16 protein-coding genes are annotated in these 19887 nt (G+C 60.0%); 4 read left to right on the top strand and 12 right to left on the bottom strand.

Going from position 1 to position 19887, the window contains the following annotated elements; translation table 11 throughout:
* The first annotated feature begins 53 nt into the window (after positions 1 to 53).
* A complete protein-coding gene (locus tag RBB49_RS01530) occupies positions 54 to 1238 on the top strand; it encodes a DUF3095 family protein (protein ID WP_306140889.1) in 1185 nt (394 codons plus the stop codon).
* Positions 1239 to 1259: 21 nt separating this feature from the next.
* Here the strand turns inward: RBB49_RS01530 and RBB49_RS01525 are convergent, their stop codons facing one another.
* A complete protein-coding gene (locus tag RBB49_RS01525; protein ID WP_306140888.1) occupies positions 1260 to 3527 on the bottom strand; it encodes a bifunctional diguanylate cyclase/phosphodiesterase in 2268 nt (755 codons plus the stop codon).
* Positions 3528 to 3842: 315 nt separating this feature from the next.
* On the opposite strand from RBB49_RS01525, the gene aroC reads away from it, so the two are divergent.
* Positions 3843 to 4928 carry a chorismate synthase gene (gene aroC / locus RBB49_RS01520; protein WP_306140887.1) on the top strand — a complete coding sequence of 362 codons (1086 nt, stop codon included), beginning with the start codon at positions 3843 to 3845 and terminating at the stop codon, positions 4926 to 4928.
* A gap of 39 nt (positions 4929 to 4967) precedes the next feature.
* Here aroC and RBB49_RS01515 read toward each other — a convergent pair whose 3' ends face one another.
* On the bottom strand, positions 4968 to 5732 hold the full coding sequence (locus RBB49_RS01515; protein WP_306140886.1) for a sulfite exporter TauE/SafE family protein: 765 nt from the start codon (positions 5730 to 5732) through the stop codon (positions 4968 to 4970).
* A gap of 95 nt (positions 5733 to 5827) precedes the next feature.
* On the opposite strand from RBB49_RS01515, the gene RBB49_RS01510 reads away from it, so the two are divergent.
* Positions 5828 to 6676: a LysR family transcriptional regulator gene (locus RBB49_RS01510; protein ID WP_306140885.1), complete on the top strand. Its 849-nt coding sequence runs from the start codon at positions 5828 to 5830 to the stop codon at positions 6674 to 6676.
* Between the two features lie 150 nt (positions 6677 to 6826).
* Complete coding sequence (gene yghX / locus RBB49_RS01505) at positions 6827 to 7732, top strand: YghX family hydrolase (RefSeq protein ID WP_306140884.1); 906 nt, start codon at positions 6827 to 6829, stop codon at positions 7730 to 7732.
* A gap of 66 nt (positions 7733 to 7798) precedes the next feature.
* Here the strand turns inward: yghX and ribB are convergent, their stop codons facing one another.
* The 10 genes from ribB to dxs form a co-directional block, all read right to left on the bottom strand.
* On the bottom strand, positions 7799 to 9118 hold the full coding sequence (gene ribB / locus RBB49_RS01500; protein WP_306140883.1) for a 3,4-dihydroxy-2-butanone-4-phosphate synthase: 1320 nt from the start codon (positions 9116 to 9118) through the stop codon (positions 7799 to 7801).
* Between the two features lie 78 nt (positions 9119 to 9196).
* Entirely contained in the window at positions 9197 to 10309 is a 1113-nt protein-coding gene (locus tag RBB49_RS01495) for a class I SAM-dependent methyltransferase (protein ID WP_306140882.1), read from the bottom strand.
* A 3-nt stretch (positions 10310 to 10312) separates the two neighbouring features.
* Positions 10313 to 11545 carry a class I SAM-dependent RNA methyltransferase gene (locus tag RBB49_RS01490; RefSeq protein WP_306140881.1) on the bottom strand — a complete coding sequence of 411 codons (1233 nt, stop codon included), beginning with the start codon at positions 11543 to 11545 and terminating at the stop codon, positions 10313 to 10315.
* 78 nt (positions 11546 to 11623) lie between these two features.
* On the bottom strand, positions 11624 to 12868 hold the full coding sequence (locus tag RBB49_RS01485) for a hypothetical protein (protein WP_306140880.1): 1245 nt from the start codon (positions 12866 to 12868) through the stop codon (positions 11624 to 11626).
* Positions 12869 to 13509: 641 nt separating this feature from the next.
* A complete protein-coding gene (locus tag RBB49_RS01480) occupies positions 13510 to 14250 on the bottom strand; it encodes a TlyA family RNA methyltransferase (protein ID WP_306140879.1) in 741 nt (246 codons plus the stop codon).
* A 31-nt stretch (positions 14251 to 14281) separates the two neighbouring features.
* A complete protein-coding gene (locus RBB49_RS01475) occupies positions 14282 to 14419 on the bottom strand; it encodes a hypothetical protein (protein ID WP_306140878.1) in 138 nt (45 codons plus the stop codon).
* A 36-nt stretch (positions 14420 to 14455) separates the two neighbouring features.
* Positions 14456 to 15082 (bottom strand): SCO family protein, encoded by a 627-nt coding sequence (locus tag RBB49_RS01470; protein ID WP_306140877.1) that lies wholly within the window; start codon positions 15080 to 15082, stop codon positions 14456 to 14458.
* A 23-nt stretch (positions 15083 to 15105) separates the two neighbouring features.
* Positions 15106 to 15627 carry a copper chaperone PCu(A)C gene (locus tag RBB49_RS01465; RefSeq protein WP_306140876.1) on the bottom strand — a complete coding sequence of 174 codons (522 nt, stop codon included), beginning with the start codon at positions 15625 to 15627 and terminating at the stop codon, positions 15106 to 15108.
* A gap of 510 nt (positions 15628 to 16137) precedes the next feature.
* Positions 16138 to 17601, bottom strand: a complete 1464-nt coding sequence (locus RBB49_RS01460; protein WP_306140875.1) for an MFS transporter — start codon at positions 17599 to 17601, stop codon at positions 16138 to 16140.
* Between the two features lie 162 nt (positions 17602 to 17763).
* Positions 17764 to 19725 carry a 1-deoxy-D-xylulose-5-phosphate synthase gene (dxs, locus tag RBB49_RS01455; protein WP_306140874.1) on the bottom strand — a complete coding sequence of 654 codons (1962 nt, stop codon included), beginning with the start codon at positions 19723 to 19725 and terminating at the stop codon, positions 17764 to 17766.
* Positions 19726 to 19887 lie beyond the last annotated feature (162 nt).

Raw genomic sequence — 19887 nt, 5'->3', positions numbered from 1 at the left:
TGATCGGCCTCACGACGTGCGGCGTACGCTCAGCAACTTGAGGGGGTAAAGCCGTGTCCGCAGACGAATTCTATCGTGAACTGCCCAGCTTCTCCGATTTCAGCAATGTGGCGGATCTGCAGGACTACCGGGCTGTGCCGGACGATTGGTATGTCCTGACCGCGGACATTGTCAGCTCCGGAAAGGCCGTTTCAGAGGGCCGCTACAAGGACGTCAACATGGTTGGCGCCGCAGTGATTGCAGCGGTTCTGAACAGCGTCGGACGGGACCGCGTGCCATTTGTTTTCGGCGGCGACGGAGCCACCCTGCTGGTGCCGCAGAAGGATCTGGAGAAGGGCACGGATGCGCTGGCCGGCGTGGTTGGTCTTGCCAGGCAGGTGATGGAACTGGAACTGCGCGCCGCTGCGATACCCGTTGCCGACATCCGCGCCGCGGGGGGCGACATCAGGGTGCGAAAGTATCTTCTGAGCCCGGGCAATCATCTGGCCATGATCGTTGGCGACGGTCTGGGCATTTCCGATACCATCCTGAAGAACCCAGACTCGGTAAAGCCTTATGCGATACGATCGGAAGACACCGATCTGCCGCCGTTGGAAGGATTGTCTTGCCGCTGGGAACCGCTGCCGGCACTCAACGGGCACATCGTCTCGCTGATCATGAAGCCGGCCGGGCGCAAGTCGCTCACCGAACTGATGGACAGGATCGCCGGCGAACTTGGCTTCAATCCGCTGTTGGACGACACGCGAACCCGGATGGCCGACAAGTCGCACCTGAAGTTCCGGTTTCCGCCCCGGGGTCTGAGCCTCGAAGTCAGCCTGACATCCGCCCGCAATCTTGCGAAAGGCTGGGTGAAAACCTCCGTCGAATGCTTCTTTTTTGTCTGGAGCTATATGACCGGTTTCAGGGTCGGCCCGTTCGATCCGAAAAAGTACTTCAAGGAACTCAGTCTCAACACGGATCACCGCAAGGTCGGCGACAGCCTGCAGCTTGTTCTTGATCTGTCGTCGGCACAGCTGGACGCACTGCAGTCCTGTCTTGCCACGGCATATGAGGAGGGCGACGCCATTTTCGGATTGCACGTCTCCAGCGAGGCCTTGATGACCTGTTTTGTGCAGGATATCGGCAACAGCCAGCACATCCACTTCGTCGACGGCTCGAATGGAGGTTTGTCACTGGCCGCGGCCGAGTTCAAGGAAAGACAGGCGGAGCTGGGTAGCGAACGGCTTCACGCACCCTGATCGGGAGCCTGTCGTGCGGTCTCAGCCGGTCGCGGTGCTTCTGTCGTCGATTGCGGTCAGGTGGGAACCGAAATTGTTTTTCAGGATCATGGCGCCGAGCTGCTTCTCCGGGACCGCCTTTGAAATGAGGAAACCCTGGATCACGTCACAGCCGTGGTCCTTGAGCCAGGTGCGCTCGCCTTCGGTTTCCACGCCCTCGGCCAGGACACTGATATCGAGGCTTTTGGCAAGATTGATCAGGGCGCTGGTGAATTTCTGGAGATCGCTCTTGGAATCCACGCCGGAGACGAAGCTGCGGTCGATCTTGACGCGGTTGATGCTGAGGTCCCTCAGGCTGGATATGCTGGAATGGCCCGTCCCGAAATCATCGAGTTCGATAAAGTACCCGAGATCCGACAGGTGCGCGATGTTCGACTTGATCGGCGCCGCCTTGTCTTCGTCGATCATGACCGCTTCGAGAATTTCAAGGCTGACAAGGCTGGGATCGAGACCGATATCAACGACCTGCTGGTGAAGACTGTCGACAGCCTTTGTATTGCTGAGGATGTCCGCTGAAATATTCAGCCCGAAATGCATGTTGCGGCGGGATGACCCGGCGATAGACGCGGCAAGCTCGAGCGTCTTGCAGCGGACAATGTCTTCAATGCGCTCCATGTAGCCGGCTTCCAGTGCCGCCGGCAGGAAGTAACCCGGATAGTGCACCTTGTCGTTGTCCAGCCAGCGCACGAGGGCTTCGGCTCCGACCACTTCGCCGGTCCTGAGATCAATCTGTGGCTGGAACCAGGGCACGACATCGCCCGCCTCCAGCGCTTTCAGGAGCTGTTTGGCGATTTCGCCGTTCTCCTCGAATGCAATCCGCATCTCGGAGGTGAAACGGGCGAATTTGCGTGGCGCTTTCTGCTTGGCGGAACGCAGGGCCAGTTCAGCATCCACCAGCAACTGGTCGGAAACAGGATCGCCGGGTCGGTTGATGACCAGTCCTGCATTCGATTCAAGAACCATTTTCTGGCCATTGACCGGGCGCTCGGCACCCAGGTCGCGAATGATTCTCGCCGGGAGCGCCTCAAAGTCCGACACGCCGGAAAGACGTGGACGGAGCAGCATGAACTCCGTGCCGCCGGTTCTGCACAGAAAGTCTTCCGGTTCCGCGTATTGCACGAGCTGTTCGGCAACATCCCGCAATATGGTGTCACCGGACTGATCACCGTAAAGGTCGTTGATTTTCTTGAAATGCCTGAGATCGAGGATCACGAGTCCAAGCTGGTCTTCGGTTTCCCGGTCAGCCAGGGAACGCAGCTTCTTCAGGAGTGCGCGCCGGTTCGGCAAACCTGTGAGCGGATCGTGGAACCCGAGATTTTCGAACTCCTGCTGCGTACGATCGGCGAGCGCCCGGCTGAGCGCAACCGCGATAGCGAACGCCGCGATGATGACGAGGCCACCGACCAGACCGGCCAGGGCGACCGCAAAGAGTGTCTCGGCACGCGTGTGCTGCAGGTCTGCGTGGAGGTAGTCGACCGTTTCCTGCCACAGGGCAAAGATCGTGCGGACAAAATCCGGCTGCACAGAATTCAGCTGCTGCGTCTGGATGTCGGCGCCGGTCACTCCCTTGATTGTCGATGACAGCAGCTTTGCGGCGGCTGATTGATAGACAAGGTTCGCCGACCGGTACGCGGCTGCCTTGTCCTGCAGCGCTTCGGCGGTCGGTCCGGCAAGCCTGCCGAAATGCCGCTTCGTGGCGCGCGATGCGTGGTCCGCGGCCACCTTGAAACTTCCGCCCTGAACGGGAATGAGCATCTTGTCCCAGGTGTTGATGGCATCCTTGGCAGAGAGCATCCTGCCGTTCTCCACCATCACCGATGTCTCGATCACCACTGTCAGAAGCGTATGGCTGATCAGGTGCGGCAGTTCAGCGGTTTCGTACGTCGACGCAGAGCTCAGGTTTGACTGGTGCGCAATCAGCGCAGCCACCGATCTGGCCTTGCGCAATGCTTCGGGAACACCGGGTTCATGCAGGAAGGCAGCGAATTCGGACACGAGGCTCGCCTCGTTCGGAGCCGTGTCGAACGACGCAAGCTGCCTCATGAGCACCTCTGTCGGCTGACTGACCTTGCCGGTCAGCGCCTTTTCCTCCATGAGCGGTCCGAGAGCCTGGATGAGGTTCAACCCATCCAGACTGCGATCAATCGAACCGACGTCTTCGAATTTGCTGCTAAACCACAGCGAAGCAAACAGCAGGCAAGGTGCCAGCAGGAAGACGATAAGACCTGTAAGCCAACCACGAATATGCACTTTTGTGCCCCGAAAACATATTCCTCGCGTAAAGTGATAGGGCTTGAGCCTTAAGGATTGGCAAAAATTTATAGACTAAATGTTGTTTATCGCAGTAATCACGCGAATAAAATTACGCATTCGGTTGCCCTCTTCCGGGGTAATATCTAAGATTTACTTAATAAAAAAACCGAGAAAGCTTCACAATTGGTTGATCTTAGGCCTCTCATGCAATTAATCCGCCAAGCGGCAAATGAGCCCCGGGGCTTGAGCTTCCAGCCACTTTGGCTTATCGCTCGCGCCTGATGTTTTTTCGCTGCAGATCTGGAAGTTTTCATGTCGCACAACAGTTTTGGTCACTTGTTTCGCGTCACGACCTGGGGAGAAAGCCATGGTCCGGCAATAGGGTGCGTCATTGACGGATGCCCGCCGCTGATCCCGCTGAACGAAGCCGATATCCAGGGCTACATGGAAAAACGCAAGCCCGGGCAGTCCCGCTTCACCACCCAGCGGCGCGAGGCGGACGAAGTGAAGATCCTGTCTGGTGTCATGGTCGACGAGGACGGTGTTCAGAAAACCACCGGAACGCCGATTTCGCTGCTGGTCGAAAACACCGATCAGCGCTCGAAGGATTATTCCGAGATCAAGGACCGGTTCAGGCCCGGCCACGCCGACTTCACTTACGATGCAAAATACGGAATTCGGGACTATCGCGGCGGCGGTCGTTCGTCCGCACGCGAAACTGCCATGCGGGTTGCCGCGGGTGCCGTTGCCCGCAAGGTTCTTCAGGGTGTCACGGTCCGCGCGGCGCTGGTGCAGGTCGGTGAGCGGAAGATCGACCGTGGCAACTGGAACTGGGCTGAAGTCGACAACAATCCGTTCTTTTCACCCGACTCGGAGGCCGCCGCGAACTGGGCGGACTATCTGGATGGTGTGCGCAAGGCCGGATCGTCGGTCGGAGCCGTCATCGAGGTGGTTGCCGAAGGGGTGCCCGCCGGCTGGGGCGCGCCGATCTATGGCAAGCTGGATACCGACCTTGCGGCTGCCATGATGTCGATCAACGCCGTGAAAGGTGTCGAGATTGGCAACGGGTTCGAAGCCGCCAGTCTGACAGGCGAGGAAAACGCCGACGAGATCCGCATCGACGATGTCGGCAGACCTGTCTTTCTGACAAACAATTCCGGCGGTGTGCTGGGGGGTATCTCGAACGGGGACCCGCTGGTTGTTCGCTTCGCCGTCAAGCCGACTTCGTCCATTTTGACGGAGCGCAAGTCGATCACACGGCAGGGCGAGGAAGTCGATGTCATGACCAAGGGGCGTCACGACCCTTGCGTCGGGATCCGCGCGGTCCCCGTCGGCGAAGCCATGATGGCCTGCGTGCTTGCAGACCACTTCCTGCGTCACAGGGGCCAGGTCGGTTAACCGGAATTCGCTGATTGCCAGGGCAATCGGGCCGGATCGCTAAAACGCGACCAGCCTGACCAGTCCTGCGCTGGCGAACACAACGAGAAGGTAGAGGCAGACGCGACGGTAGGTCTGGTCGAGACTGCGGCTGAACAATTTGCTTCCGGCAAAAACGCCAGCCAGTACGAGGGGCGAGAGAATTGCCCCGCGAACGAGTGCCTCTCCCTGCAGGACACCGTACAGGTACAGCGTCACTGACGACGTCAGCATTCCGAAAAACAGGTAAAGCACCAGGGAGCCGCGCATTTCCCGCGCCTTCTTTGGTGATGCCAGAACATAAAGGGCAATCACCATCCCGCCGACGGCGGCCAGTCCGCTGACGATGCCCGCGGCGAAACCCGTGACCGGTAGCGCGACCTTCTGCGAGGCCGGGAGGAGATTGATCTTCATGAGTTGAAGAACCGTCAGCGACAATACGATGAGAAGCGCGATCAGCTTTGAAAGGTCCACGTCAATGCTGGTGGTCAGGGCCAGGCCGAGCGGAACGCCGACGGCGCTGCAGATCGCAAGGGTCACCGCGGTACCGACATCGGCGTCCCTGAGGCCGCCGCGGAACATCGCCAGGCTGGCGGCAGCTTCCAGGAGAAAGCACACCGGGATCAGTTCGATCGGCGGAATGAAAACCACGATACTCGCCATCAGGACGGCCGACAGGCCGAAGCCCGCAAAGCCGCGCACCAGCCCGGCGATGAAGACCATCACGGCGCAAATAATGAGTTGCGTCGGCGGCAGTCCGGCCCAGACGCTTAGATCCTGTAGCATGAACACTCTTCCGGTGGGTCGGGAGACGTTTTAGCAGGCTGCAGAAACGCAAGTAAATAATCGAATTTGCAGAGTGGAGCTGCAATAATGCAGTCATGAATTGGGAAAATCTGAAATACCTCCTCGCATTCTACCGCGCCGGGTCCCTGTCTGCGGCGGCTGTCCGGCTGGGCGTCGATGCAACGACGGTATCCCGGCGTCTGGCGGTGTTGCAAAAGGAAATCGGGACGCAGTTGCTTGAAAGGTCCGCCAGCGGATCTCTTGAGCTGACCTCCGCAGGCCACAGGGCGATCACCTATGGTGAAACGCTGGAGACATCCCTTAACGCACTGAGTTCGGAACTGTCCGGGGCGGAATTGGCGGAAGAGGGTATGGTCCGGATCTCTTCGGTGCCTGTGGTCAACTCCAGGATCCTGATGCCTCGGGTGCGCCGCTTTTTCCGGCAGCACCCTGGAATCGAACTGCACCTGGCCTCCGAGATCCGGAACGTCAGCCTGACACGACGGGAAACCGACATGGCAATCCGCCTGGGCCGCCCGCGCGACGGCGGTCACAACGTGACGGCGAAACGGATTGCGGTCCTTGAGCATTCTGCCTACGGACCGGCAGGTGTTGATGCCGGCGATCTGCCATGGATCACCTATCATGAGAACATGAGCTTCCTGCCGCAGGCGCGCTGGATGTCGGAGCACCTGAAAATGTCGGAGAGCGGTATTGCCGGTATCCGGCCAAGCGATCTTGAGGGGGTTATAGAAGCGGTTGCTGCGGGCATTGGCCGATCGATCATTCCGAATATGATTGCCGAAACGGATCAACGCCTGCAGGTCTTGAGCGAACCGAAGCCGGACCTGCAGCGGGAAGTCTGGTTGCTTCAGCATGCCGATCAGGCCGGTCTTGCCCGAATGTTGGCGGTCAGCCGCTGGGTCGGGGAGGTGTTTTCCTGATCCTTGCCCGAGCAGTCTGTGCAAGGCTGACGAGCAGTCCGCTCTGATACAAACCGTTACAACAATTCCCGTTGAGCCCGGTGGAACTCGATTAAGATACGCCTAGGTGTGGGACAGTTTGCACTTTCGTACAATTCAGGGAGCGACGTGATGAACGACATGACCCCGGTTCGCCGCATGACGGCGAAGGACTTTCCTCAGGAACTGCTGGATCTTTATGATTATTACGCCCACGGCAAGATCACGAAACGGGAATTCTTGAATGGCGCGGCGAAGTTCGCCGTTGCAGGCGTCACTGCAGCCATGCTTCTGGATCAGTTGTCGCCCGATTATGCACTCGCCCAGCAGGTCGACCCGGATGATGCCGCCATCGAGACGCAAAGGATCACCTACCCATCGCCCAACGGCCATGGCGAGGTGAACGCCTATCTGGTGAAACCGGCAGGCGCGACCGGCAAACTTCCGGCCGTGCTGGTCATTCACGAGAACCGGGGCCTGAACCCCTATATCGAAGACGTGGCCCGCCGCCTTGGCAAGGCCGGGTTCATGGCCATGGCTCCAGATGGTCTGACGTCGGTCGGAGGATATCCGGGTACGGATGACAAGGGACGCGAACTGCAGCGCACGGTCGACAGGGAAAAGCTCCTGAACGACTTCTTTGCCGGCTTCGAGTACCTTCTCAACAGCGACGACAGTACCGGCAAGGTCGGTGCCGTCGGCTTCTGCTACGGCGGCGGCGTCGTCAATGCGATCGCGGTCGCCTATCCGGAACTGGCAGCCGGTGTGCCGTTCTATGGACGCCAGGCGGATGCCGCCGATGTTCCCAAGATCCAGGCACCACTGATGCTTCAGTTCGCGGAACTGGATGAGCGCATCAACGCCGGCTGGCCTGCTTATGAAGAGGCCCTGAAGGCGAACGGCAAGGATTACGTTGCGCACATGTATCCCGGCGTCAATCACGGGTTCCACAACGACACGACGCCCCGCTTCGATCAGGAAGCCGCCAAGCTCGCGGAAGAGCGCACCGTCGCGTTCTTCAAGGAACACCTGATGTAGACCGGAAAACGGGCGCGGGATTTCAGATCCCGCACCCGCCGTCTTTTGGTTGAACCGACCCCGTGATCAGGTGTCGAGAATTTCCGTTTCATCGATCTTGATGTCGAAGCCCTCCAGGCCGACATAGTGCCGCTCGCGCGAGGCAAGCAGGCGGATGGAACTGACGCCGAGGTCCTTCAGGATCTGCGCGCCGAGCCCGACTTCCCGCCATTGTTCCTGCCGCGCCTGCGCGGAGCCGTGTTCTTCCGTATCGGCGGCTTCGAAATCCGACCGCGCACGCCGTGACTGGCGCGCAACCCCGACTGATCCCTCTCTCAGGAAAACGATGACGCCACGCCCGCGATCGGCAAAATGCTTCATGATCTGGTCAAGGGGACGGGCCTCGCCGAAGACATCGTCCAGAACCGATTCAAGCTGCAAACGCACCGGGACGCTGCGGCCGTCGAGAATGTCGCCGTAGACGATGGCAAGGTGATGCATTTGATCGTAAGGCGTTGAATAGGTCATCGCGTAGGCCGGGCCGGCAATCGTATCGACCGGCTGCTCATTCACCCGCTCGACCATGCGTTCGGTGCGCTGGCGCCATGCGATCAGGTCGGAGACGGATACCATCTTGAGATCGTGTTCGGACGCGAATTCGGCGACCTGTGCACCGCGCTTGACGGTGCCGTCGTCATTGACGAGTTCGCTGATCACGCCGACCTCTTCAAGGCCCGAAAGACGGCACAGGTCCACGGCGGCTTCCGTGTGCCCGGATCGCATCATGACGCCGCCTTCCTTGGCAACCAGCGGGAAGATATGGCCGGGGCGGACGAAATCGTCGGCGGCGACATTCGGGTTTGCGAGCGCATGGACGGTCGCGCACCGCTCTTCTGCGGAAATGCCTGTTGTCAGCCCCTGACGGTAGTCGACGGAAATCGTGAAAGCGGTCGCAAGCGGTGCGTCGTTTTCCGCCACCATCGGGTCGAGGCGCAGCCGGCGCGCATTGGCAACCGTCATCGGCGCGCAGATGATCCCGGACGTGTGCCGGACCATGAAGGCCATCTGTTCGGAGGTGATCTTGGACGCCGCGACAATCAGGTCGCCTTCGTTCTCGCGGTCGTCATCATCGGTCACGACCACCATTTCTCCACGTTCGAACGCGCGGATTGCTTCTGCGACACGGGCCTGGGACACGGGATGCTCCTTGGTTGTGGACAGTCCGAGAAAATCGTTGGGCGTGACGGCGCCATCGGTCGCGATGGCGATCTTGCGGGCCATGTCCCGCGACACCCAGACGTTCGGATCGTTGCAAAGGGCTGATACGGACGCAGGCGACAAATCGGCCCGGCGCGCAAATGCGCTCCGTCCCTCACCAGTCTGCAAAAGCCATTGATCGAGTCTCATGATCACGCATATACGCGCGATCGAATTCAGTCTCAAGAGAGACTTCGAAGAAATTTCAGTGACACTGAAAAGAGTGACTCAGTCTGTTTTCACGAATTCGGCCGCACGCGACACGAAGGCCGGCACCATCCAGCGCTCTTCCAGACCCTGTTCGGCGCAAAGGCCGGTCAGGTCTTCCTGCAGGTAGGATGTATAATACGGCTCGTGGAAAAGCTGCGGGAACACCGACAGAAGACCGTCATAATCCGGCACATCGCCGGTCTGAAGGCTGTCGACGAACAGGAAAGATCCGCCCGGCTTCAGAACCCGGGAGATCTCGGCAATCACCTGACGACGGATCTTGGGCGGGAGTTCATGGAACAAAAACACGCAGGAAACAGCATCGACCGTGGCATCGGCGAAGGGCAGTTGCTCCGCCATGGCGGTCACGTGGCTTGCTCGAGGCGTTTTCAATCGCTTCCGTGCCACGTTCAGATAAGGCTCCGAAAGGTCGAGCCCGATGCCGCGCAGTCTCGGAAAGGCCTTCAGCGCAGGGCGAAGCAGGCCACCGGTTCCGCAGGCTACGTCGACATAGACGACCTTGCGCTGGTCTTTCTGTTTCAGGATATTCGCGAAAGGAACGAGCGCCTTGCGGCGCATGGCAGCGGTTGCGCCTGAAAACAGGACGTCGACCTGAAAATCGTAGAGCTTGGCGCTGTCTTCGCTCAGCCAGCCATCCGTCTGGAAATGAAAGTTCTGCCGGTAATAGCGCGGCAGCGCCTCGGCGAACCCCGTCACCTCCTCATTGACTTCCTGGTGCGCACCCGTTGCCCGCCGGCGTGCCACTTCAGGCACATCCTTGAAGAATGCCCGGCTGGTGTCGAGCAGCTCGCGCGGTGACAGGGTCCCGTCCGACGGCATCGGGTAAAGCCCGTCCTCGACCGCTTTCAGGTCCTCGGCGAAAAGCTTGAAAATGTCAGCCAGCATCCGCCTCTGTCCGGGGACCGGACCTTCGGGGACAACCTTCGGCGCTTCCGGAAGGTCTTTCTGGATGCGCTTGTTCATGCGGCGCATGGCTTCCGAGTGAAGCGTATAAAGCGCAACGCGGCTTCCCTGGTGAAGTGCATAGCGCGTGCGCCGTGCGAGACGCGCGACAGGAGGAAGGCTTCGGAGTGCGCTGCTCACGCGCGGTTTGTCATTCGCCTTAGCCATGGATCACTCCCTGATCAGCACACCAACCACTTCAATATGGGGCGAATAAAGGAACTGGTCCACCGGTGTGACGCTTTGAAGCGTATAGCCGCCGTCCAGCAGCAGCCGGACATCCCGTGCAAATGTTGCCGGATTGCAGGAGACCGCGACGATCGTCTTCACGCTGGATTGCGCCAGAAGCTCGGCCTGTGCCTGTGCCCCGGCGCGCGGCGGATCGAACACGACGGCATCGAACGGTTCCAGCTCTTCCAGGACCAGAGGCCTGCGGAACAGGTCCCGCCGCTCGTAACTGACTTTCTTCAATCCCTGGGGTTTGCGCAGGGCCTTGTCGAAAGCGGCGATGGCTGCCGCATCACCCTCCACTGCGTGGACGTTTGCCTGCCGCGCAAGACGCAAGGCAAAGGTGCCGGCACCAGAGAAAAGATCCGCCACCGTCTTGGCCTTGCCGACGGCTTCAAGCACGCGTTTTGACAGCGCATCCTCCGCCGCAAGCGTCGCCTGTGTGAAACCGCCCGGCGCGGCGGCAAGGCCGATACCGTCCATGTCGAGCATCGGCGGCCGGACTTCCAGAAGAACCTCGCCGTTGATCGAGAGCCGGGCAAGATCCAATTCGATCGTCTTCTGCGACAGGGCAGGGATCTTGCGCTCATAGGCCTTGTCTGCCTTGTCGATGGCGACATCCAGCCCTGCCGTCGTGTTCAGCACTGTCAGCCGGGCCTCGCCTTTGCGCGGAAGGATCTCCGATACCAGCGATTTCAGACCGTTCACGGCCTGGGCGATGGCGGGATCCAGGATCGGGCATTCCTTGATATCGACGAGCCTGTGGCTTGATTTTTCATGATATCCGAGCAGCGTGTGCCGTCCTGCGCGCGTCGCCGTAAACACGGCGCGGCGTCGTCCGCCGGCGGTCGCCGAAACCGTATCGGAGACGTCGGTCTCAATTCCCCGGTCACGCAGCGCCTTTTCCACCAGCGTGCGCTTCCAGGCGAGATAGGGCGCTGGTGCAAGGTGTTGAACCGTGCAGCCGCCGCATGTTTCGAAATGCCTGCAGACCGGAGTGATCCTGTCCGGCGACAGCGATTTGAAGATCGGGTTTTTCGCACGTCCATCTGCGACCGATGCCGTGACGACCTCGCCCGGCAAGGCACCTGCAACATAAACCGCGCCGTGATCCGTTGGCGCGATCCCGTCGCCGCGGTGGCCGAGTTCGGCGATTGTCAGTTCTCTCTCACTCATGAGCGAGCGATAGCGCCAACGCCCCGTGCGGGCAAGCTCTGGCGCATGTCTATTTGAGCGGCGATGACGATTTTCGGCTCAGCGATCGTTCTTGAACAGCCCCTTTGCCCGCGACAGCCAGCCCTTCGCAGGTTCAATGCTTTCCACTTTGTCTGGCGTGCTGGAGCGTTTCGCGAAATCCCGCAAGGCGTTCAGGTCCTGTTTCTGCTGGGTGATCCTGGTCTCGCGGCGGGCATCGTTGGCAACCTCGCTCTCGGCGGGCTGACGATCAGAAGAGCCCACGCCATCCGAAGCCGTGTCGGGCCGCCTGCCGAAGGGCTGTGGATCATTTGCGGCTGTGACCTCGTGTTCTTCTTCCTCGGCGCGTTTGCGGATGTCTTCCTCGGTTTCGTACTTGTGGTACCGCTTGGCCGTCGTGTCTCCATGAATGCCGAACTGAGGCGCGTTCACGACCACGAGCCTGACTTTGTCCCAGGCGGAATGGCCTTCGATCTTTTCGTGATAAACAGCGACCGACCAGTTGTTGTCCTCGTCGCCGAATGTGTTGTTGTGCGGCAGGATGGAACCTCGGATCTGGCACACTCGGATAAAGCCGTAGACGACCTCCATCATCCATGGAAACGGCACGGGCGCTTCCTCGAATTCGATCATTTTGCCGATGATCCACTGGGATCCGTGCACGATCATCTTCAGCGGCAGGCCTTCGCCGAGCCGCCCGGCGCTGGAACTGAGATAGGGACGAATGTTCAAGAGCGTAATATCGCCGTCCTTTGCAGAGCTCTCGAATACTGCCTGGGACACAAGATTGTCGCTGACGCACCAATGGATCGCCGACGCCTTGTTGTGACCGATGATGAGCTTGGTCAGGGCGTAGCAGAACGCTCTTGCCCGGTCCGCCTCTGCAAGCGTTGTGAAGGACGAAACGGCATTGACGGCTTCGAGAAGAAGGGGAGAGCCCCCGTGTTCTCTGATATGCCGGCTGTCCAGGAACCCCTTGCCGATCGTGATGAAGGTGTTCGCCTTGTGCCGCATGACGACGTCATGGGCGTTTGGGAGGACAAATCCCGTGTACGGGGTGGTCAGAGCGCTGCGAAAGCCTTCCGGTTCCAGGGGCTGTGGATTCTGGCTGACCAGAATGCGGTGCCCGTTTGCGATTACATGAATGTCTTTTTGTGTCGATGAGCCCATCAACTGAACATGGGGAGCGTAGTTTAGTTCTCTGGCAAGTTTCTGGATCGCCTCGAACAGAATGTTTCCGTTCAACGGCTTGAATTGCTCATGGAGTATCGCGCACTCGACGCGCTCCAGCGCTGGAATTTCCATGCAAGGCTCCCCTTTGTCTTGGTCCGGTTATACGTCCGAAACCTTCCCAAAAGGGAAATGCATTCGCAGAAAATTCAACCAATGAGGGAATTTTTGTGGCCCGTGAATGCGATGTCGGGCACTCGCGGCTGTCAGCCGGCACCGGACCTTTCGGGTAGATGCACTCATGGCCGGGTGAAGGATTAAGGTTACCAATGCGCTTCAGACGCTCGTCCCTTCACTCCCGACAGGAGAGGGAAACAGCGGAAGTGGAGAGACCGTCCCCCGCCTGTGCTGGCCCTCAGCACGATGGTCGTACAGCCCGCCGTCCCGGACCTGATCCGGGACCCGAACAACCCAATGCAGGAGGCCCCGGCTCAAGGCCGGGGCGGCAACGTGGGAACACGACATTGAACGCATTCTGAGAGGTGCACCCCGACGAAGCGCAGCGGAGATCCGGTCCCTACGCGTTCGCAGAAACGATGGTGTCATCCGTTGCGCTGCCGCAGCTCTTTCAGATCCTTCGGCAAGTTGACCGGCGAGTGGGCCCCGGCTCGAGGCCGGGGTGACGATGTGTGTTTGGTTCAAGCTCTCAACAAACACACAGTGCCGTCCCGGACTTGATCCGGGACCTGAGCAGCACCCTGGCGACTATCAGCTGATCAACCGGTTTTCCTGCCGTAGAGCAGCCATTCGGCGTTCCCGTCGCCGCCCTTCACGGGGGAGGGGATCAGGTCGCCCGCCTCCCAGCCAGGCACCGATGACAGCCAAACCTGTAGTTCAAGCGCCGTTCTTGCGGCGACATCGGGATCGACAAGTCCGCCCTTGCCGATCTTGTCCTTGCCCGCCTCGAACTGAGGTTTCACCAGAAAGATACCTTCCGCTCCCTCCTCGGCCAGCGTGAGCGCCGGCGGCAGGGCGAGTTTCAGGGAAATGAAGCTGACATCGGACACAATGAGATCCGGTGTGTCGTCACTCAGGTGCGCCCGGGTCAGATCGCGGGCATTGAGGCCCTCTTGCGCAATCACCCCCGGATGGGACGCAAGACTTTCATGCAATTGGCCGTGGCCCACATCGATTGCATGAACCTTCGCAGCGCCGTTTTGAAGAAGCACCTGGGTGAAGCCGCCGGTCGAGGCACCGATATCCAGGCAGACCCGCCCTGCCGGATCGACCCCGAAGCGGTCCAGCGCTTCAATGAGCTTGAGCGCGGCGCGCGAGACATAGCTGGAAGCAGGGTCATCGACGTCAACCGGTACACCCGGCATTACTTTCTGTGCCGGCTTCTTGCAGACGGACCCGTCAAGAAGGACCGTGCCGCGCAAGATGGCATCACGTGCCCGCGCCCTGCTTGCAAACACGCCCGTGTCGACAAGATGCTGGTCAAGGCGTTTGGATGACATGGCGTCCCTGGCGAAACGGTCGAAAAAAGTGCTAGCCGAAACAGCTTGCGATTGCCGACAGCAGCCGGTCCGCATAGACCCGTTCACCGGCGTAGAGCCAAAGGATCGCCGACAGCGCGACAAGTCCTGTCGCACCGGCGGTCAATCCTATGAAGAGCGGCATACGCATCAGAAGATGTTCATGTCCTTCGGGTCTCGGCTCGTCTCAGCTCTGGGCCGGCGCGTTGGCGATCAGCCGGCGCAGCTTCTGCAGGGCCGTTTCCTCGGCCTCAGCGTAGGCGATGGTTCCGACAAACTTGTTGTCCGAATTCATCAGATAAACAGCTGCCGAATGGTCCATCGTATAGTCGCCGTCGTCAAGCGGAACCTTCTTGGCATAAACGCGATAGGCCTTGATCACGGTATCAATCTGTTCGCGCGACCCGGTCAGCGGATAAATGCGCTCATCGAATGCCCAGACGTAATCCCGCATGACATCGGGCGTATCGCGTTCAGGATCGACGGTCACGAAAGCGTAGTTCAGCTTGTCGGCGTCAGGACCGAGTGCTTCTATCCAGCCCTGCAGTTCGGAGAGGGTCGTCGGACAGACGTCGGGGCAATAGGTGAACCCGAAAAACAGAACCAGCGGCTTTCCGGAGAAGGTCGCGTCGGTGACGGTTTCACCGTTGCCGTCGACAAGTTCGAACGGTCCGCCGATGGCGGCCAGGGGTTCGATAAGGGAGCCGGAATTCCCGTTGCCTGCGGTCTGCTGATAAACGAGAAATCCGGATGCGGCGGCAAGGACGGCAACTGCCGCCCAGGCCACGTAACGGAAGAGCTTTAAACCGGACATGGTGTGTCCTCTTCTGGCAAAAATCAGTTTTTGCTGTGGTTCTTGTGGTCATGGCTGCCGTGATCGTGATCACCGTGGCCATGCTTCATCGACTTCGCACCCATCTTGGCTACATCAAGCTCGATTTCGACGTCGCCGGCCTTTTCAAAAGTCAACACGACGGGAACGGTCGTTCCTTCCTCGAAGGGCTGGTTCAGTCCCATGAACATGATGTGCAGGCCGCCCGGCTTCAAGGTAACGGTCTCACCTGCCGGTATCTCGATGCCGTCTTGCATTTCGCGCATTTTCATGACGCCGTCGGTGACTGCCATTTCATGCAGCTCGACATTCTTGGCAACATCCGAGGTTGCCGAGATCAGGCGATCGTCTTGCGAACCGGAATTGACGATCTCCACGAAACCGCCGCCCGCCTTGGCTTTCGGCGGCGTCGCGCGGGTCCACGTTTTGGACAGCGACAGGTCTCCGGCAGTGTAGTCCGCGGCCGTGGCGGAAAGGGATGCGAGCGTAAGCGCCGTCGCTGCGGCGATGGAAGTCCAGAGTTTCATGACATTTCCTTGGGTCTGAGTTTTGTAAGCGGAGTCAGATCAAGGAAAGGGGTGGTGCCCGGATTGCTGTGACGCGTCCCGGCTGCGCATTTCGGACTTCGTGGTCTGCGGTGCGTAATATTCCACTTGCCGCAAGACCGGTCCCGGGCAGCGCGGAGTTTCCGGGAGGCGTGGCGGGCGCCAGTGAGCACCCGTGAACGCAGGCCGGACCGCATTGGCAGACGGCCGGGTCGTGGAACGCAAGCGTGTGTTGCTGGTCTGAGGTCTGACAGAGTTTTGTCAGGCCGGTTGCTGCCGCGAACTCGGGCGCGAGCGCACTTGCCAGGATGACAAGGAACAAACGCAGTGTGAACGCGAGCGTCGCAAGTGCCACCAGTGGGTGACGCTCTCGCCGTAGAAGGTTCAGATTTTCACCACGCATGGCCATGACACGGCTATAGGGCCGTTCTGCGTTTCTGTCGAGGGGCGAAAGCGCACAGGTAAACCCGGGCCCCGGACCCGGGCCCGGTATCAGGGCTTTGTTTCTGCTTTTTCGGGTTCTTTCGCGCCGTCGGATTCTACAGCACCTGAGCCGTCTGCCGGTGTTTCTTTACCGTCTCCATCTGCGGACTGAACCTGTTCCGCCGTCCCGTCATCAACTTCCTTCGGCTCGCCGGCGTCTTCGGTCTCGTCGGAGCCGGTGTCGAAATTGTAGATGTCGTCCTCGTAGGCCGGGAACTCTTCCGGCGGAATGACATATTCTTCGGCTTCGACGTCGAGCGGTTCTGGAGAAATGACCGACCCGACCTGCGCGGTTGCCGCATATTCGAAGTCCGTCTTTTCTTCGTCGGTGAGCGCCTGGCGCGTCAGGACACGGGTGAGAACAAAGGCTGCCATGGCAAGACTGACGACGGCAATCATCAGGTACAGGCCTGAGGGGCCGATCCGGCCCATCACCAATGAGGCGGCCAGAGGGCCGATGATCGATCCGATTCCGAACGAGAGCAGCATGCCGGAGGATGTCTCGACGAAGTCTTCCGGTGCGGCATGGTCGAACGCATGGGCCACGGCGATGGCGTAAAGCGGTTGCGTGAACATGCCGACCAGGACCGCCGTCATGATTGCAATCAGGAATACCGTCGGTGAAAAGAACACGATGGCAAGCGACGCGACAGCCGTGGCAACGCCGAGCCCGACAAGCACGAGGCGGCGGTCCATGCGGTCGGAGAGACGGCCGACCGGCCATTGCGCGATCATGCCGCCGCCGATGATGGCCGCTGCGTAATAGGCGGACTGGTTGGTCGTGAGCCCGATCTGCGATCCATAGAGCGGCGACAGCGTGAAAACCGCGCCCTGGCAGATCCCGATCAGGAGAATCCCGACAAACGCGGCCGGTGATGTCTGATAAAGCCGTATCGGTCTGAAGCGCACCAGCGTGATCGGTGCCGGTTGCGTCGCCGTCGTCAGCGAAATAGGCATCACGGCAAGGCTCAGGGCAACGGACGCGACCGCGAAGGGGACGAAGGATGAAATGCTCATGCTCGCGATCGAGACCTGTCCCAGGATCAGCGATCCGAAAACGATCACGATGTAGATGGACATGATCGTCCCGCGATTCTCGTTGGTCGCGCTTTCGTTCAGCCAGCTTTCGACGATCATGTAGAACCCGGCAAGGCTGAAGCCTGAAACGACACGAATGAGGAACCATGCGTAAGGGTCGATAATCACCGGATGCAGGATCGCTGCCCCGGACATCAGCGACACAAGCGCTGCGAAGGCGCGGATATGACCGGCGCGCATGATCAGGAGAGGCGCGGCAAGGCAGCCAACCACGAGCCCGACGAAATAGGCGGACGATATCGCGCCGATTTCGAAATCGGTGAAGTAGTAGCGATCGGCGGCAAGCGGCAGCAACGTCGTCTGGAGACCGTGCCCGAATATGAGCAGCGCAACCGACAGCAAGAGTGCGGACACGGAAAGAAGCGTCTGAGCCATGGTCGACCCCTGGAGATGATGAAAAACAAACGCGCCGTTCGGCGCCGGCGCGGTTGATCCTGATCATCAGCCTTTCCAGTAATGGCGGCTCGTGTCAATCACGATTTGACGCGTGCCGCATTTGCGGTCGGACGCGTCGATTCTGTCTGAATTGGACGCTGGTCAGGCGCGTTGGGGAGCGCTCAGCGTTTCCGTGCCAAGGGCGGTGAACACCGCCTTCATGATGCCGTCGCAATTCAGGCCGGCCCTTGCATACATCGCGTCGGGTTTATCCTGGTCGATGTAGATGTCCGGAAGCGCGAGCGTGCGGATCTTGAGCCCGCTATCCAGCAAGCCTTCTTCGGCAAGCCGGCTGAGAACGTGGCTGCCGAAGCCGCCGGCGGAACCTTCCTCGATCGTGACAAGAACCTCGTGCTCACGCGCAAGGCGCCGGATCAGTTCCATGTCGAGCGGCTTCGCGAACCTTGCGTCGGCGACGGTTGTCGACAAACCGGCGGCATCGAGCTCGTCAGCAGCCTTCAGGCATTCGTTCATGCGGCCGCCAAAGCTCAACAACGCGACCTTCGTGCCTTCGCGCCGGATCACACCCTTGCCGATCTCAAGAACGCTGCCGCGCTCCGGCATCTCCAGCCCGACGCCTTCGCCGCGCGGATACCGGAACGAAATCGGCCCTTCGTCATAGGCGGCGGCGGTCGCCACCATGTGACGCAGCTCCACTTCGTCGGCAGCCGCCATCACGACGAAACCGGGCAGGCAGGACAGGAACGCCGTGTCGAACGCACCGGCATGCGTTGGCCCGTCCGCGCCGACGAGACCGGCACGGTCTATCGGAAACCGCACCGGCAGACCCTGGATCGCGACATCGTGGATGACCTGATCATAGGCTCTTTGCAGGAACGTCGAATAGATCGCGGCAAAGGGTTTGTAGCCTTCGGTCGCAAGTCCGGCCGCGAAGGTCACCGCGTGCTGTTCGGCAATGCCGACGTCAAAGGTGCGCTTGGGAAAGGCTTCGCCGAAGAGGTTCAGCCCGGTGCCGTCCGGCATCGCCGCCGTGATCGCGACGACCTTTTCGTCGTGTTCGGCTTCCTTGATCAGGGAGGTGGCGAAAACATTGGTGTAGCTCGGCGCATTGGCCTTGGGCTTCGCCTGCTTGCCCGTGATGACGTCGAATTTGGCAACGCCGTGATACTTGTCCTTGGCGCCTTCTGCCGGGCCGTAGCCCTTGCCCTTCTGCGTGACCGCATGAATGAGGACCGGGCCGTGATGCGTGTCGCGGACGTTTTTCAGAACCGGAAGCAGATGCTCCATGTTATGTCCGTCGACAGGGCCGACATAATAAAAGCCGAGTTCCTCGAACATGGTTCCGCCGGTCCAGAAACCGCGTGCATATTCTTCCGCGCGCGCCGCCTTTTCGAAGACCGGCTTGGGCAGGTTCTTGGCGATGTGCTTCGCCGCATCGCGCAGCGTCTGGTAAGTGGGGCCTGACACCAGCCTTGCAAGATAGGCGGACATGGCTCCCACGGGCGGGGCGATGGACATGTCGTTGTCGTTCAGAATGACGATGAGACGGGAGCCGAGATGCCCGGCATTGTTCATGGCTTCATAGGCCATGCCCGCGGACATTGCGCCATCACCGATGACGGCAATGACATTGTTGTCGCCGCCGTCAAGGTCCCGGGCGGCCGCCATGCCGAGCCCTGCGGATATGGATGTCGATGAGTGCGCCGCGCCGAACGGGTCGTAGCGGCTTTCGGCGCGCTTGGTGAAGCCGGACAGGCCGTTGCCCTGCCGGAGCGTTCGGATCCGCTCACGCCGCTCGGTCAGGATCTTGTGGGGGTAGCACTGGTGGCCCACGTCCCAGATGATCTTGTCATCGGGCGTGTTGAACACGTAGTGCAGCGCGACTGTCAGTTCCACGACCCCCAGCCCGGCACCGAGGTGTCCGCCGGTTATCGACACCGCATCGATGGTCTCCGATCTGAGTTCGTCAGCAAGCTGGGTCAGATCGCTTTCATCAAGTGCACGCAATTCCTCCGGGGAATTGACCTTGTCGAGAAGTGGGGTATCGGGCTTTGAAGACACTCTGCTGAAGGCTCCACAAATTAAAATCTGGCGGGCAGGCATACACCAACGGAATATAGGGCGCAAATGCTGTGGCCGTAATGCGCCATATTGTTGCGTCATCTCAACAAGAGATGTGCCGCTGATCCTGTCTCATTATTTCTGAGTCAGCGTGCAGATCACGCGCAATTTTGGATGCATTGATGGTTTTTGAATTTGAGTCAC

The organism is Roseibium sp. MMSF_3412, assembly GCF_030733265.1.
Lineage (GTDB): Bacteria > Pseudomonadota > Alphaproteobacteria > Rhizobiales > Stappiaceae > Roseibium.
The sequence above is the reverse complement of the archived record's forward strand: the minus strand, read 5'-3'. Positions and strand labels throughout refer to the sequence as shown.

Excerpts from the sequence above, each read along its gene's own strand:
- aroC (WP_306140887.1), top strand. The coding sequence starts at position 3,843 with ATGTCGCACAACAGTTTTGGTCACTTGTTTCGCGTCACGACCTGGGGA.
- RBB49_RS01515 (WP_306140886.1), bottom strand. The coding sequence starts at position 5,732 with ATGCTACAGGATCTAAGCGTCTGGGCCGGACTGCCGCCGACGCAACTC.
- RBB49_RS01510 (WP_306140885.1), top strand. The coding sequence starts at position 5,828 with ATGAATTGGGAAAATCTGAAATACCTCCTCGCATTCTACCGCGCCGGG.
- yghX (WP_306140884.1), top strand. The coding sequence starts at position 6,827 with ATGAACGACATGACCCCGGTTCGCCGCATGACGGCGAAGGACTTTCCT.
- ribB (WP_306140883.1), bottom strand. The coding sequence starts at position 9,118 with ATGAGACTCGATCAATGGCTTTTGCAGACTGGTGAGGGACGGAGCGCA.
- RBB49_RS01495 (WP_306140882.1), bottom strand. The coding sequence starts at position 10,309 with ATGGCTAAGGCGAATGACAAACCGCGCGTGAGCAGCGCACTCCGAAGC.
- RBB49_RS01490 (WP_306140881.1), bottom strand. The coding sequence starts at position 11,545 with ATGAGTGAGAGAGAACTGACAATCGCCGAACTCGGCCACCGCGGCGAC.
- RBB49_RS01485 (WP_306140880.1), bottom strand. The coding sequence starts at position 12,868 with ATGGAAATTCCAGCGCTGGAGCGCGTCGAGTGCGCGATACTCCATGAG.
- RBB49_RS01480 (WP_306140879.1), bottom strand. The coding sequence starts at position 14,250 with ATGTCATCCAAACGCCTTGACCAGCATCTTGTCGACACGGGCGTGTTT.
- RBB49_RS01475 (WP_306140878.1), bottom strand. The coding sequence starts at position 14,419 with ATGCGTATGCCGCTCTTCATAGGATTGACCGCCGGTGCGACAGGACTT.
- RBB49_RS01470 (WP_306140877.1), bottom strand. The coding sequence starts at position 15,082 with ATGTCCGGTTTAAAGCTCTTCCGTTACGTGGCCTGGGCGGCAGTTGCC.
- RBB49_RS01465 (WP_306140876.1), bottom strand. The coding sequence starts at position 15,627 with ATGAAACTCTGGACTTCCATCGCCGCAGCGACGGCGCTTACGCTCGCA.
- RBB49_RS01460 (WP_306140875.1), bottom strand. The coding sequence starts at position 17,601 with ATGGCTCAGACGCTTCTTTCCGTGTCCGCACTCTTGCTGTCGGTTGCG.
- dxs (WP_306140874.1), bottom strand. The coding sequence starts at position 19,725 with ATGCCTGCCCGCCAGATTTTAATTTGTGGAGCCTTCAGCAGAGTGTCT.